The 13,822-nt window shown below is 71.8% G+C and carries 13 protein-coding genes and 2 pseudogenes; 7 read left to right on the top strand and 8 right to left on the bottom strand.

The features are described 5' to 3' along the window. Positions 1 to 231 precede the first annotated feature (231 nt). The 4 genes from ACZ43N_RS30380 to ACZ43N_RS30365 all read left to right on the top strand — a co-directional run bounded on the left by ACZ43N_RS30380 (position 232) and on the right by ACZ43N_RS30365 (position 3,519). The gene (locus ACZ43N_RS30380) at positions 232 to 810 is read left to right on the top strand and encodes a TetR/AcrR family transcriptional regulator (protein ID WP_468102135.1); all 579 of its coding nucleotides are present in this window, start codon (positions 232 to 234) and stop codon (positions 808 to 810) included. Between the two features lie 13 nt (positions 811 to 823). After that, entirely contained in the window at positions 824 to 1,999 is a 1,176-nt protein-coding gene (locus ACZ43N_RS30375; protein WP_468102133.1) for a GDSL-type esterase/lipase family protein, read from the top strand. A gap of 275 nt (positions 2,000 to 2,274) precedes the next feature. Further along, a complete protein-coding gene (locus tag ACZ43N_RS30370; protein ID WP_468102131.1) occupies positions 2,275 to 2,490 on the top strand; it encodes a hypothetical protein in 216 nt (71 codons plus the stop codon). 159 nt (positions 2,491 to 2,649) lie between these two features. Continuing rightward, positions 2,650 to 3,519 carry an EI24 domain-containing protein gene (locus ACZ43N_RS30365; protein WP_468102129.1) on the top strand — a complete coding sequence of 290 codons (870 nt, stop codon included), beginning with the start codon at positions 2,650 to 2,652 and terminating at the stop codon, positions 3,517 to 3,519. Positions 3,520 to 4,096: 577 nt separating this feature from the next. Here ACZ43N_RS30365 and ACZ43N_RS30360 read toward each other — a convergent pair. Next, entirely contained in the window at positions 4,097 to 5,368 is a 1,272-nt protein-coding gene (locus ACZ43N_RS30360; protein WP_468102128.1) for a pyroglutamyl-peptidase I, read from the bottom strand. Positions 5,369 to 5,586: 218 nt separating this feature from the next. Further along, positions 5,587 to 5,707 (bottom strand): annotated as a pseudogene (locus ACZ43N_RS30355) (TetR family transcriptional regulator); the annotation flags it as partial. On the opposite strand from ACZ43N_RS30355, the pseudogene ACZ43N_RS30350 reads away from it, so the two are divergent. Further along, positions 5,697 to 6,132 (top strand): annotated as a pseudogene (locus tag ACZ43N_RS30350) (glycosyl hydrolase); the annotation flags it as partial. The pseudogenes ACZ43N_RS30355 and ACZ43N_RS30350 sit on opposite strands and share 11 nt — an antisense overlap. On the opposite strand, the gene ACZ43N_RS30345 reads toward ACZ43N_RS30350, so the two are convergent. Next, a complete protein-coding gene (locus ACZ43N_RS30345) occupies positions 6,122 to 7,021 on the bottom strand; it encodes an SGNH/GDSL hydrolase family protein (protein WP_468102126.1) in 900 nt (299 codons plus the stop codon). The pseudogene ACZ43N_RS30350 and the gene ACZ43N_RS30345 sit on opposite strands and share 11 nt — an antisense overlap. Before the next feature lie 345 nt (positions 7,022 to 7,366). Here ACZ43N_RS30345 and ACZ43N_RS30340 point away from each other — a divergent pair, with 345 nt between their 5' ends. Continuing rightward, the gene (locus ACZ43N_RS30340) at positions 7,367 to 7,861 is read left to right on the top strand and encodes a DUF3145 domain-containing protein (RefSeq protein ID WP_468102125.1); all 495 of its coding nucleotides are present in this window, start codon (positions 7,367 to 7,369) and stop codon (positions 7,859 to 7,861) included. A 158-nt stretch (positions 7,862 to 8,019) separates the two neighbouring features. Here the strand turns inward: ACZ43N_RS30340 and fabF are convergent, their stop codons facing one another. From fabF to fasR, 5 genes are all read right to left on the bottom strand, one after another. Beyond that, positions 8,020 to 9,291 (bottom strand): beta-ketoacyl-ACP synthase II, encoded by a 1,272-nt coding sequence (fabF, locus tag ACZ43N_RS30335; protein ID WP_468102123.1) that lies wholly within the window; start codon positions 9,289 to 9,291, stop codon positions 8,020 to 8,022. Positions 9,292 to 9,405: 114 nt separating this feature from the next. Then, positions 9,406 to 9,654 carry an acyl carrier protein gene (locus tag ACZ43N_RS30330; protein ID WP_007381745.1) on the bottom strand — a complete coding sequence of 83 codons (249 nt, stop codon included), beginning with the start codon at positions 9,652 to 9,654 and terminating at the stop codon, positions 9,406 to 9,408. 99 nt (positions 9,655 to 9,753) lie between these two features. Beyond that, positions 9,754 to 10,785, bottom strand: a complete 1,032-nt coding sequence (locus ACZ43N_RS30325; RefSeq protein WP_468102121.1) for a beta-ketoacyl-ACP synthase 3 — start codon at positions 10,783 to 10,785, stop codon at positions 9,754 to 9,756. Between the two features lie 21 nt (positions 10,786 to 10,806). After that, positions 10,807 to 11,745, bottom strand: a complete 939-nt coding sequence (locus ACZ43N_RS30320) for an ACP S-malonyltransferase (protein ID WP_468102120.1) — start codon at positions 11,743 to 11,745, stop codon at positions 10,807 to 10,809. Between the two features lie 89 nt (positions 11,746 to 11,834). Next, positions 11,835 to 13,037, bottom strand: a complete 1,203-nt coding sequence (fasR, locus tag ACZ43N_RS30315; RefSeq protein WP_468102118.1) for a fatty acid biosynthesis transcriptional regulator FasR — start codon at positions 13,035 to 13,037, stop codon at positions 11,835 to 11,837. 121 nt (positions 13,038 to 13,158) lie between these two features. Here fasR and ACZ43N_RS30310 point away from each other — a divergent pair, with 121 nt between their 5' ends. Next, complete coding sequence (locus tag ACZ43N_RS30310) at positions 13,159 to 13,821, top strand: pirin family protein (RefSeq protein ID WP_468102117.1); 663 nt, start codon at positions 13,159 to 13,161, stop codon at positions 13,819 to 13,821. Position 13,822: the final 1 nt, after the last annotated feature.

Genomic DNA, 13,822 nt, shown 5'->3' with positions numbered 1-13,822 from the left:
GAGTGGGGGGTTCCTTGACGGCCGGTGAGCGGGTGTCGACCACAGGTGGTCTACATGTTCGACTCCCGTGCAACAAGAGGGCCTTGACGTCACGGACGCATCGAACGGCCCGGTGGCGTCGGCGTGATGGGCATGCTCGCACCGACTGACCTCGCCGCCTAAGGGTGACCCCTTCTTGCCTAAAAGCTTTAGGCAACTCCATAATCGATCTCACCCGGCGGAAGGAAGATCATGGCGCGCGTGGGGCTCACCCCGGAACGTCTCGTCCGGGCCGGCGCGGAGCTGGCGGACGAGGTCGGGTTCGACGAGGTGACCGTCTCGGCGCTGGCCCGGCGGTTCGACGTCAAGGTGGCCAGCCTGTACTCGCACGTGCGCAACTCGCAGGACCTGAGGACCCGTATCGCGCTGCTCGCGCTGGAGGAACTCGCCGACCGGGGCGCCGCCGCGCTCGCCGGACGTGCCGGTAAGGACGCCCTGGCCGCCATGGCGAACGTGTACCGCGACTACGCCCGCGAACACCCCGGCCGCGCCACCGCCGCCCGGATGCGGCTCGATCCCGAGACGGCCGCCGCGAGCGCGGGCGTCCGGCACGCCCGGATGACCCGGGCGATCCTGCGCGGCTACGACCTGGAGGAACCGGACCAGACCCACGCCGTCCGGCTGCTCGGCAGCTTCTTCCACGGCTACGTCAGTCTCGAACTCAGCGGCGGGTTCAGCCACAGCCTCCCCGACTCCGAGGAGACCTGGACCCGGATGCTGGACGCCCTCGACGCCCTGCTGCGCAACTGGCCCGCACCCACCGCTCCTTGACCCCAGGTGAGGCATGCACACCGACGACCACTGGATCACCACCCCCCTCACGGCCGACCTGCTGCGCGGCGCCCTCGACCTCGAGCGCACCGAGCACGGCCTGCTCCCGCACCGGCTCCCCGCACGGGCCCGCGCCCAATGCGCCGACCCGCAACTGGCCATGGCGCAGGCCCAGCCCTCGGGCGTACGCCTGGCGTTCCGCACGCGCGCGACCACCGTCGAACTCGACACCCTGCCCACCAAGCGGAACTACGTCGGGGCCCCGCCCCGCCCGGACGGCGTCTACGACCTGCTGGTGGACGGTGTCCTGACCGACCAGGGAAACGTCACCTCGGGCAACACTCTGACCATCGACATGACCGCCGGAACGACCGAGAGCGAGCCGGGCGACCCCGGCACCGTCCGCTTCACGAACCTCCCGGACACCGACAAGACGGTCGAGATCTGGCTCCCGCACAACGAGACCACCGAACTGGTCGCACTGCGCACCGACGCCCCCGTGGAACCGGCCCCGGACCCCGGCCGCCGGACCTGGCTGCACCACGGCAGCTCGATCAGCCACGGCTCCGACGCCACCAGCCCCACCGGCGTCTGGCCCGCCCTCGCGGCCTCCCTCGGCGGCGTCGAACTCATCAACCTGGGCTTCAGCGGCGGCGCCCTCCTCGACCCGTTCACCGCGCGCACCATCCGTGACGTCCCCGCCGACCTGATCAGCCTCAAGATCGGCATCAACCTCGTCAACCACGACCTCATGCGCCAACGGGCCTTCGCCCCCGCGGTACACGGCTTCCTCGACACCATCCGCGACGGCCATCCCACCACCCCTCTCCTGGTGGTCTCGCCCATCCTCTGCCCCATCCACGAGACGACCCCCGGCCCTTGCGCCCCCGACTTCACCGGCATCAAAGAGGGCTTCCTGCGCTTCCGCGCCATGGGCGACCCCGGGGAGGTGTCCCTGGGCAAACTGAACCTCCAGGTGATCCGGGCCGAACTCGCCCGCCTGGTGGCGGACCGGGCGAAGAGCGACCCGCACCTCCACTACCTGGACGGCCGGGACCTGTACGGCGAGTCGGACGCCGAGGCCCACCCCCTCCCCGACGACCTCCACCCGGACGCCCCCACCCACCGGCTCATGGCCCACCGCTTCGCCGCCCATGCCTTCACAGCCGAGGGCCCCTTCGCGTCCTGAAGGGGCGCAGCCGCCGGTGCGGTGCAACGCCGGCTGGCCGCGCCCGGCCCCGCGCTGATGGCGCTCGGACACGGCACCTCCCGGCCGGCAGTCATCCTGTGCGGCACAGACGCAGCTGCGGTCATCGGTCCGACAACCGCCCGGCTCGCCGCCCACCGCCGTCGTCGTGGAGGAGCCGTGGCCGGTTGGGCGAAACTCGCCGAGGTCGTCACCGCCGAGGTGGTGACGGCCTGGCAGTTCCTGGCCCGACAGGGCAGGTTGCTGCCGGCCTGTGGTTGTTCCGGCCCGTCACGGCCATCGTCACCGGCGCCGTCCACGTGCCCGAGCAGCCCGCCACAGCGATCGGCCTGCTGGCCGCCGCGGTCGCCCTGCTCTGCCGGTTCACCCGGCCGGTCACCTCGTTGCCGGCCGGGACCGGTGTCGCGATAGTGGCGTTGATCTCGGCGCCCCCGTTGTCAACGGACGCCATGACGGCGCGCACCGCACGGTAACGTTCAGCGTTTCAGTCAGCGTTTCAGGCTCGTGTGAAGGCGATGTCCCACCTCCGGGTCGCGGTCGGCCCGGCCGGCGCAGATCACCGTGGGTGTCGGACAGGTTCCTCTTCCATGACGGAATCGAAGCCCGGCCCGCCCCACGGATAAAGTGCCCCCATGCGCGATCTAGGGGTGGGTTTCCAGTATCTCGTCCAGGGCCAGAAGTGGGTGGCCCGGCACGGCAGGCAGTACGGCTTCGGCTTGATCCCCGGCCTGATCACCCTGGTCCTCTACCTGGCCGCCCTCACCGCCCTGGCCGTCTGGGGCCCCGACTTCGTCGCCTGGTCCACCCCCTTCGCCGACGACTGGTCCAGCCCCTGGGCCGGTCTCTTCCGCGGCTTCCTCACCGCCGTCCTGTTCGCCCTGGCCCTCCTCCTCTCCGTCGTCACCTTCACGGCCATGACCCTCCTCATCGGCCAGCCCTTCTACGAGAACCTCTCGGAGAAGGTCGACCGCGACGTGTCGCCCGACGGCACCGCACCGGAGTCCGGCCTGCCGTTCTGGCGGGAGCTGTGGATCTCGGCCCGCGACAGCCTCCGCATCGTCGTCAGGGCGGCCCTCTGGGGCGTGCTGCTCTTCGCCCTCGGCTTCGTCCCGTTCATCGGCCAGACGGTCGTCCCCGTCATCGGCTTCTTCGTGACCGGCTTCTTCCTCACCGAGGAGCTGACGGCGGTCGCCCTGCAGCGCCGCCGTGTCGAAGTCCGCGACCGTCTCCGGCTGCTCCGCTCCCGCAGGACCCTGGTGTGGGGCTTCGGCACACCGCTCGCCCTCGCCTTCCTCGTCCCGTTCGTTGCCGTCTTCCTGATGCCGGGCGCGGTCGCGGGCGCGACCCTCATGGCCCGAGACCTCCTGGGCGAGGAGACGACGGACGCCAACGGCAACGACGACGGGACCGGCGACGGCAACGACGACGGCCACGGCCACGGCCGTGGTCTCGCGCCTCAGGCCCGGCCGGCGGACCCCTGGACGAAGCCCCGGGCGCAGTGATCCGCAGGGCCGTTCACACGGCCGACGGGCAGCCGCCCACCGACCTCGTCTCAGCGTCGGCCACCGGCCGCCACTCTCCGTCGGCCACCGGCCGCTACTCTGTCGGCCACCGGCCGCCTTGCTCCTTCAGCCATCGGCCGCGCTCTTCGTCCGCCACCGGCCGCCTTGCTCCGTCGGAGCGCGAGACGAAGCTGCGGGCGCAGTGATCCGCAGGGCCGTTCACACGGCCGATGGGCAGCCGCCCACCGACCTCGTCTCAGCGTCGGCCACCGGCCGCCACTCTCCGTCGGCCACCGGCCGCCACTCTCCGTCAGCCACCGGCCGCTACTCTGTCGGCCACCGCTCGCTACTCTCCGTCGGCCACCGGCCGCCTTGCTCCTTCAGCCACCGGCCGCGCTCTTCGTCCTCCACCGGCCGCCTTGCTCCGTCGGAGCGCGAGACGAAGCCCCGGGCGCAGTGATCCGCAGGGCCGTTCACACGGCCGATGGGCAGCCGCCCACCGACCTCGTCTCAGCGTCGGCCACCGGCCGCCACTCTCGGTCCGCCACCGGCCGCCTTGCTCCGTCGGTCCCCGACCTCACCGCTCCGCCGGCCCCCGCCCGAACGACGCGTCCGCTGCCGCGCCGAGGATCGCCCGTACCTGCCCGATGATGTCCAGCCGGTTCCGCACGAACTCGGGATCGGTGACCGTCCCGGTCGCCGGATCGGTGTTCCCCGTCCCGAACTGCAGCACCGGCGTGTGCACATGCCCGCCCGGCAGCGCGTCGTGCAGCCCCAGCCGGTCCCGCAGCAGCGTCGCCCGGTAGGCGATCTCGTTGGAGAGGTAGTTCCCGCCGCCCCCGGCCCTGGCGGTCGAGCCCGCGGTCGGCCCCTCCGGCCGCACGACCGCCGCCGAACCGCCCGCCGGTATCTCGGTCACGCTCGTGTTGTCGTACACCGGGAAGCGCCCCGTGTCCGCGGTGACGATGTCCGCGTACGGCAGGGTCGTCGACGTCCACTGCGGCTGTGCGGCGGGGTCGGTCACCGGGATGGTTCCGGTGCGCGCGACGTCGTCGTTGTCCGGGAAGCCGCCACGCCAGGCCCCGTTGGTCCGCTCGATGTCGAAGCGCCCGACCCGGCCCTGGCTGACGGTGGCGAAGAGGTCCACACGGGGCAACTGCCGCCGCAGCGCGCGCTCCACCGTCCCCTCGGCGAAGTCCTGCCAGCGGACGGGGAAGACGGCCGTCTCGATCCGCGCCGGACCGTCGGCGGTCCGGACGACCGTGCCGTCGAGCGCGAGGGCCGTGGCCCCGGACGGGTTGGAGATGCGGATGTCCCGGTCCAGTGTGAACGGATCGAACCCGGTGACGAGAATCCGCTTCAGCCCCTCACCGCCGACGGCACGGGGATAGCGGATCGCGTCCTGCCCCCGCGAGGTCCGCTCCAACTCGTCGAGCAGAGCCGACCTTTGGGCATCGCTCAGCCCGAAACCCGGTGCCCATTCCCGCACTTCACGTGTCATCCCCAACCGGGCCCAGTACAGCGGCCGGTCGTCGTCCCGGCTGAGGTCACCGCCCGCCGGCCCCCGCCCCTGCGCCCGGTCCACCGCCCGCGTCCACAGCCGCGACCCCTGCCGTACGACGATCCGCTCGGCCTGCGCGTACGACCGCGCCCCGGCCAGCGCCCGCTCCAACTCCGGTGCCGCGCGGTCGAACCCGGACCGCCGCAGAATCTCCTGGGGCACGGCCCGGTCGAGCCGCTGCTCCTCGACGGTGGGGGACGCCGCCACGGTCCCGGGCGCCGGAGCCGAGCCGGAAGCGGAAGCGGAGCCGGGGAGGCCGAGCCCCGCGACCAGGGCCACCAGCCCCACCGCTCCTCGCGCACCGGCCCTGCCGCGCCGCCCCAGCCTGAAACCAAGTCCTATGCGATGCAAGGAAGTTCGAGTCCTTCCGTAGCTGTGGCGCGTTCGCGCCGTGGGGGGTGTAGCCCGGACGGCGGCAGTATCGCGTGACGGAAGGGACACACGCCATGCCGCGTGCCGTGAAAGGGCCGGGCCGCCCGAGGCTCAGCCGTCGCGCCCCTCGGGCCCTCCCCGAGCAGGGTCAGGAAGCCGCGGAACGCGCGGCATGTCGACCCCGTCCGGGTCCAGCAGCCACTGGTACTGCAACCCGTCCATCACGGCCACCGGCTGCGGTGCCGTCCGCTCGGGGATGGCCGCCCGCTCCACCACCGGCGCCCTCACCGGCGGTCTCGACGTCGCCAGGCCCGGCCCGGTCACCGTCTACGGCGAGGCCCTCGCGACCGCCGTACGCGCCGGTGAGGGTCAGCGAGGCCCAGGTCGACGAGGCGGTCCGCCGCGTCCTGCGGCTCGTCGCCCGCGTCGGCATCCTGGAGGGCGCCGACCCGGTCGTCCCCGAGCCGCCCGCGGCCGTCGACGGCGCCGCCCTGGCCCGCGGGATCGCCCGCAGTTCCTTCGCCCTCGGGCGCACGAGACGGCGGGAGCCGCGCCGGAGCCTGCCCTCGCATCCCCCGAACGGCCGAGGGGCAACGACAGGTGCGGTCGCCCCGGAAGACCCGACGAGGTCCTGCCAGGGGGGCGTCCTACAAGGGGAGCCCTACCAGGTCACCCCTCCTTGCCGCTGATGATCCGGTAGGCGATCTCCGCCAGCCGTGCCTGGCCGTTCACACTGGGGTGGAACCAGTCCCACTGGCTGAGCTGGGCCTGCCCGAAGCGGTAGTCGAAGACCGCGTCCCCGTCGTACCGGCAGTGGCGGTCCTCGGCGCACACCTCCCGCAGCACGTCGTTGTACGCCTCCACACGGTTGTGGACGGTCTCCCGCCGCTCGGTCGCCGCCGTGGTGAGGACATCGGGGTCGGCCAGCATGGACGGGCAGATACCGAGCTTCCAGACCTGCTTGCCGAGCGGGTTCGTACGGCCCTCGGACCACAGCCGCTTCAGATCGGGCACGCTCGCCACGAAGACCTGCGTCTTGGGCAGGGTGTCGCGCAGCGTGGTCATCGCGTCCTCGAAGTCCGCGCGGAAGTCCTCGACCGGGGTCATCTCCTCGGCGGTCGCCCGGCATGCGTCGTTCGCGCCGATCATGACCGTGACCAGCTCCGGCTTCCGGGTCGCCGCCCTGGCCACCTGGCTCGGCAGGTCGGCCATGCGGGCCCCGGTGACCGCGTAGTTCCAGCTGCGCTCCGCGGCTCCGGTCTTGCCGAGCAGCCGCACGGCGAGACTGTCGACGGAGGCGTTGCCGCCGGTCGCCCACGAGACCTCGGGGCAGTCCGACAGCACCTCGCACGCGTCGAAGCCACGGGTGATGGAGTCCCCGACGGCCGCCAACGACTTCGGAGTGCTGTCCCACGTGGGAGTCGGCGACGCGGAGGGCCGGGCCTTCGCGCCGGTGCCCTCGGGGCCGGGGGAGTTGCCGCCGGTGTCGTCGCAGCCGGTCACCGCCAGCAGAGCGGCCGCCAGTACGGCACCGGACACCGCCCTCGAACGGTGTCGTCGCTTGCGCATCCCCTGGTCCCCTCCTCGGTCATTCCCCATGCAAGTTCCCACCCATGTCAACGCGCGAGAGTTCCCGACACGGAGGGGGCCGGGACGGATAGGGCGGACGACGCAACCGATCCAGCCATTTCGGACGTCCCCTCAAATGGCCGAGTCCGCACGGAGATCCACCCCCCGTTGGCCCAGCCGAAGGGCCGGACACGCGTCCCGCCGGGTGAAACCGCGCTGCTTCCCGGCGTCGGCTCCGACGGTACGTCACACTCCTCGCCCCGCCGCACGGTAGCCTCGGCCCGTGGCCGCTCTGCCACTGCCATTCCGTCAAACTGCAAGACGTCCCGCTCTGTGGAGGCCCCGGTGACGACACGTGGAGTTCTGTACGTGCACTCCGCGCCGCGCGCGCTGTGCCCGCACGTCGAGTGGGCCGTCGCGGGCGTTCTGGGCACCCGTGTGAACCTCGACTGGATCCGCCAGCCGGCCGCGCCGGGCACCTGGCGCTCGGAGTTCTCCTGGCAGGGCCGGGCCGGCACCGCCTCCCAACTCGCCTCCGCGCTCCGCGGCTGGCACCTGATCCGCTTCGAGGTCACCGCCGAACCCTGTCCCACCGCCGAGGGCGAACGCTACAGCTGCACCCCCGACCTGGGCATCTTCCACGCAGTCACCGGCATCCACGGCGACATCCTGATCCCGGAGGACCGCCTCCGCGCGGCCCTGACGAGATCCCAGCGCGGCGAGACGGACCTGGAAGCGGAGATCGCCAAGCTCCTCGGCAAGCCCTGGGACGACGAGCTGGAACCGTTCCGCTACGCGGGAGAGGGCGCCCCGGTCCGCTGGCTCCACCAGGTGGTGTGAGAGCGGGCGCCGTCCCGCGCCTACCGGCCGCAGGTCCCTCAGGGGCGCGGGGCACCGCGCGAACGGCCCCCACCGACCGGGAGCGGGCCAGGAACGGACCCATCGACGACGAGTGGCCCGACCCCCACCGGGGGGCCGGGCCACCGTCACGTCAGTGATCAGACGGTCCTGAACGCCAGGACCACATTGTGCCCACCGAAGCCGAACGAGTCGTTCAGCGCGGCGATCCGGCCCTCGACGGGAAGCTTGCGAGCCTCACCCCGCACCACGTCCGCGTTGGCCTCGGCCTCCGGGTCGAGGTTGTCGACGTTGATCGTCGGCGGAGCCACCCGGTGGTACAGCGCGAGGACCGTCGCGACGGTCTCCACACCACCGGCACCACCCAGCAGATGCCCGGTCATGGACTTCGTACCGGAGACGGCCATGTGGTCGGCGTGGTCCCCGAACACCTTCCGCAGCGCCTTCAGTTCGGCGATGTCACCGGCCGGCGTCGACGTCGCGTGCGCGTTGACGTGCACGATCTCCGCCGGGTCCAGGTCGGTGCGCTCCAGCAGGTGCTCCAGGGCGGCGGCGATGCCCCGCCCCTCCGGCTCGGGCTGCACGATGTCGTGGCCGTCGGCGGAGATGCCCTGCCCGACCGCCTCGGCGTAGACCCGGGCGCCACGGGCGGCGGCGTGCTCCGCGGACTCCAGGACCACGACGCCGGCGCCCTCACCGAGGACGAAACCGTCACGGGCGGTGTCGTACGGACGCGACGCGGCCTGCGGGTTCTCGTTGTTCTTGGACATCGCCATCATGTTGCCGAACGCGGCGATGGGCAGCGGGTGGATCGCCGCCTCGGTGCCACCGGCGACCACGACGTCGGCGCGGCCGGTGCGGATCATCTCGATGGCGTAGCCGATGGCCTCGGCGCCCGACGCGCAGGCGGAGACGGGGGTGTGCACACCGGCACGGGCCCCCACGTACAGACCGACGTTGGCGGACGGGCCGTTGGGCATCAGCATGGGCACGGTGTGCGGGGAGACACGGCGTACGCCCTTCTCCTTCAGCACGTCGTACTGGTCGAGCAGCGTCGTCACGCCACCGATGCCGGAGGCGATGACCGCGCCGACCCGGTCGGCGTCGACGGTGCCGTCGTCGGCGGAGGTCTCGGTGTAACCGGCGTCGGCCCACGCCTCCTTGGCCGCGATCAGCGCGAACTGCGCCGAGCGGTCCAGCCTGCGGGCCTGCGGCCGGGGGATGACCTCGGTCGGCTCGACGGCGATCTGTGCTGCGATGCGGACCGCCTGCTCGGCGGCCCAGTCCTGCTCCAGGGGGCGGACACCGGACTTGCCGGCCACCAGCCCCTCCCAGGTGGAAGTCGCGTCGCCACCCAGCGGTGTGGTTGCGCCGATACCGGTGACGACCACGGTGCGATTGGTCGAACTCACGGGAATGTTCTCCAACGGTTACGAGGATTCAGCGGCGCCACCGCCGGGTGGCGGGGCAGACGGACTGATTCCGGGGATCGGGCGGCCGGAGCGACCGGACCCGATCCCGGAAGATCAGGCCTGGTGCTTGAGGATGTAGTCGGTCGCGTCGCCGACGGTCTTGAGGTTCTTGACGTCGTCGTCCGGGATCTTGACGTCGAAGCGCTCTTCGGCGGCGACGACGACCTCGACCATGGACAGGGAGTCGACGTCCAGGTCGTCGGTGAAGGACTTGTCCAGCTGGACGTCCTCGACCGGGATGCCGGCGATCTCGTTCACGATGTCGGCGAGACCGGCGACGATCTCTTCCTGAGTGGCGGCCATGTCAGGCGCTCCTTCGTAGATATCCAGAGGGTTGGCGTCCGCCGCGTCAGCGGCAGGTGTTGCTTGACCGCGCCGGACCACAAGATCCGGAACGGTTGCCTAGGGGAGGGTAACGACCGTCGCTGCGTACACGAGACCCGCCCCGAAGCCGATGACGAGCGCGGTGTCGCCGCTCTTCGCCTCGCCGGTCGCCAGGAGCCGCTCCATGGCGAGCGGGATCGAGGCGGCCGAGGTGTTGCCGGTGGTGCGCACATCACGGGCGACCGTGACGTGCTCCGGCAGCTTGAGTGTCTTCACCATCGAGTCGATGATCCGCTCGTTGGCCTGGTGAGGGATGAAGACGTCCAGGTCGTCCGGGCTGATCCCGGCCGCGTCCAGCGCCTGCTGAGCGACCTTCGCCATCTCGAACACGGCCCAGCGGAACACCGCCTGGCCTTCCTGGGTGATCGCGGGGAACTTGACGTTGCCCTCGCTGTCCAGCGGGAGCTTGTCGACGTCGCCGACCTGGTATTCGTTCCAGGGCACCGTCTGCTTGATCGTCCCGGCCTTGTCGCCCTCGGAGCCCCAGACCGTGGGGCCGATGTGCGGCTCCTGGGAGGGGCCGACGACGACCGCGCCGGCGCCGTCACCGAAGAGGAACGCGGTGGCCCGGTCCTCCAGGTCGGTGAGGTCGGACAGCCGCTCCACGCCGATGACGAGGACGTACTCCGCGGAGCCCTCGACGACCATGCCCTTGGCGAGGGTCAGGCCGTAGCCGAAGCCCGCGCAGCCGGCCGAGATGTCGAAGGCGGCGGCCTTCGCGGTGCCGAGCTTGTCGGCGATCTCCGTGGCGATGGCGGGGGTCTGGCTGAAGTGCGAGACGGTGGAGACGACCACTGCGCCGATCTGCTCGGCGGTGATTCCGGCGTCGGCGATGGCCTTGCCGGACGCTTCGATCGACATGGCGGCGACGGTCTCCTCGTCGTTCGCCCAGTGCCGGGTCTCGATGCCGGAGCGGGAGCGGATCCACTCGTCGGAGGAGTCGATCCGCTCCAGGATCACGTCGTTGGGCACCACACGGACCGGGCGGTAGCCGCCGACGCCGAGGATGCGTGCGTACGGGGCGCCCTTGCTCGGCCTGATCTTCGACATTTCTGTCTGGCTCCTAGGGTGTCAGGCGCCCGCCGCGTCAGCGGCAGGTGTCGATGTCTCGGCGATGAGCTCACGCGCGGCGTCGAGGTCGTCGGGAGTCTTGAGGGCCACCGTCCGCACGCCGGGCAGGGCGCGCTTGGCGAGACCGGTGAGCGTACCGCCGGGGCAGACCTCGATCAGGCCGGTCACGCCCAGCTCCTTGAAGGTCTCCATGCACAGGTCCCAGCGGACCGGGTTGGCGACCTGGCCGACCAGTCGCGAGAGCACCTCGGCGCCGGTCGCGACGGCCTTGCCGTCCTTGTTGGAGACGTAGGTGACGGTCGGGTCCACGGGCGACAGGGCCTCGGCGGCCTTGGCGAGGGCGTCCACGGCCGGGGCCATGTGGTGCGTGTGGAAGGCGCCGGCGACCTTGAGCGCCACGACCCTGCGGACGCCCTCGGGCTTGTCCTCGGCCAGGGCGGCCAGCTGCTCCAGGGTGCCGGCGGCCACGATCTGGCCCGCGCCGTTCACGTTCGCCGGGGTCAGACCCAGCTTCTCCAGATGCGGCACGGTCGTCTCGGGGTCACCGCCGAGCAGCGCGGACATTCCGGTCTCGGTGATCGCGGCGGCCTCGGCCATGGCCAGACCCCGCTTGCGTACGAGGGTCAGCGCGGCCGTGTCGTCGAGGACGCCGGCGAAGGCGGCGGCGGTGATCTCGCCGACGCTGTGGCCCGCGACCGCACCGGGGGAGACGTCACCGAGGGCGGCGGCGGACAGCAGTCCGGCGGCGACCAGCAGCGGCTGGGCGACGGCGGTGTCCCGGATGTCGTCGGCGTCAGCCTGCGTCCCGTAGTGGGCGAGGTCGAGTCCGATGGCGTCCGACCACGCGGCGAGGCGGTCGGCGGCACCGGGGAGTTCGAGCCAGGGGTTCAGGAAGCCGGGCGTCTGGGCGCCCTGGCCGGGAGCGACGAGTACGAGCACTCTCACACTCTCTCTTGGGGACGGCCGAGGCCGCCCGTGAGGACAGGGACGAAGAACAGCAGGGCCTTTTGTAGCCCTTCGACAAAACCCTAGAGCTGGTGATCCCCATCGACCAGACGCCCCAGGATCAACGCGATCCGCAACGTGAACGCAGAGCGTACATCGGAGGGCGACCAGCCGGTGACGTCAGTCACACGTCGGAGCCGGTAGCGCACGGTGTTGGGATGGACGAACAACATCCGCGCCGCACCCTCCAAACTGGACGCCTGTTCGAGATAGACGCTGAGTGTCTCCAGGAGCGCGGAGCCGGCCTCCTCCAGCGGTCTGTAGATCTCCTCCACCAACTGCTCGCGCGCACTCGGGTCGCCCGCGATCGCGCGTTCCGGGAGAAGATCGTCCGCCAGCACGGGCCGGGGTGCGTCCTGCCAGGCGGAACAGGCCTTGAGTCCCGCTGCCGCCGCCTGCGCGGACTTGGTCGCGGCCAGCAGGTCGGGCACGATCGGCCCCGCCACGACCGGTCCCGCCGCATACGGTCCGATCAGCGACTTCGCCACCTGCAACGGGTCGTTGTTGCCGCCGGCGATCACCACGAGCCGGTCGCCGAGCACGCCCGTCAGCACCTGGAGCTTGGCGTGCCGGGCCGCCCGGCGGATGGCCTCCACGGTCAGCTCGCTGTCCCCGTCCGGGGCCGTGCCGAGGACCACGCACACATGCTCCGGCGAGTTCCAGCCGAGGGCGGCAGCCCGGCTGACCGCGCCCTCGTCTGCCTCGCCGCTGAGCACCGCGTTCACGACCAGGGACTCCAGGCGGGCGTCCCAGGCGCCACGCGCCTCGGCGGCCTGCGCGTACACCTGGGCGGTGGCGAAGGCGATCTCCCGCGCGTACACGAGCAGCGCCTCACGCAGGACGCTCTCGTCGCCCGGGGCGGCGACCTCGTCGATCGCGGACTCCATGACCTCGATGGTCGTCCGCACCATCTCGACGGTCTGGCGGAGTGTGATCGCCCGGGTCAGCTCGCGCGGCGCGGTCCCGAACACGTCCGTCGAGATCGCCTGGGGGGCGTCCGGGTGCCGGAACCACTCAGTGAACGCCGCGATACCCGCCTGGGCGACCAGCCCGATCCACGACCGGTTCTCGGGCGGCATCGCCCGGTACCAGGGCAGCGTCTCGTCCATCCGTGCGATGGCCTGCGCGGCGAGGCTTCCGGACGACTTCTCCAGCCGCTTCAACGTCGCGGCGTGCGCATGGACGTACGGTGCGGTCTCGGACTTGCTGGCTTCTGGTTCGGGCACGGGACCAAGAGTGCCTTATCGCCGCGCCGGCTTGCGCCGTAGGGTCCGTGAGCTGGGGTGCGCGTCAAACGGGGGCCGCGCCCCGGACCCCTCAGCGGCCGGCCGGGGCTACCGTGGGGGCGTGATCGACGTACGGCGCGCCGACGAGCGCTACCCGGGCGGAGACTCCTCGTCCGGTATCTCCTCCTTCCACGCCTTCTCCTTCGGGGCGCACTACGACCCGGGCAATCTCCGGTTCGGGGCGTTGATCGCCTGCAACGAGGAGCGGCTCGAACCCGGCGCCGGGTTCGACGAGCACCCGCACAGCCACACCGAGATCGTCACCTGGGTCGTCGAGGGCGAGCTGACCCATCGCGACACCACCGGCCACGAGACGGTGGTCCGCCCCGGCGACGTCCAACGGCTCAGCTCGGCGGGCGGCGTACGGCACGTGGAACGCAACGACGGCACCCGGCCGCTGACCTTCGTACAGATGTGGCTCGCCCCGTCGGCCCCCGGCGGCGACCCCGGCTACGAGATCGTCCGCGGCATCGCCGACTCCACGCCGTACGCCGTCCCCGAGGCCGGCGCCATGCTGCACGTACGGCGACTGGACACGTCCGGGGAGCGCACGGCCGTACCGGACGCACCGCGCGCCTATCTGCACGTCGTCTGCGGCACGGTCCGGCTCGGGCCCCATGAGCTGGGCCCCGGCGACTCGGTGCGGGCGGAGGACGAGAAGGGGCTGGAATTGGTGGGGGTGTCGGGGCCGGTGGAGGTGCTGGTGTGGGAGCTGGGGGAGTGAG

Source organism: Streptomyces sp. NPDC030814, assembly GCF_055572155.1.
This window is presented reverse-complemented; position numbering and strand designations above follow the sequence as displayed.

What these genes read in the sequence shown, in the direction of transcription:
- ACZ43N_RS30345 (WP_468102126.1), bottom strand. Translation starts at nt 7,021, where the DNA reads ATGCGCAAGCGACGACACCGTTCGAGGGCGGTGTCCGGTGCCGTACTG.
- ACZ43N_RS30380 (WP_468102135.1), top strand. Translation starts at nt 232, where the DNA reads ATGGCGCGCGTGGGGCTCACCCCGGAACGTCTCGTCCGGGCCGGCGCG.
- ACZ43N_RS30325 (WP_468102121.1), bottom strand. Translation starts at nt 10,785, where the DNA reads ATGTCGAAGATCAGGCCGAGCAAGGGCGCCCCGTACGCACGCATCCTC.
- ACZ43N_RS30365 (WP_468102129.1), top strand. Translation starts at nt 2,650, where the DNA reads ATGCGCGATCTAGGGGTGGGTTTCCAGTATCTCGTCCAGGGCCAGAAG.
- ACZ43N_RS30375 (WP_468102133.1), top strand. Translation starts at nt 824, where the DNA reads ATGCACACCGACGACCACTGGATCACCACCCCCCTCACGGCCGACCTG.
- ACZ43N_RS30330 (WP_007381745.1), bottom strand. Translation starts at nt 9,654, where the DNA reads ATGGCCGCCACTCAGGAAGAGATCGTCGCCGGTCTCGCCGACATCGTG.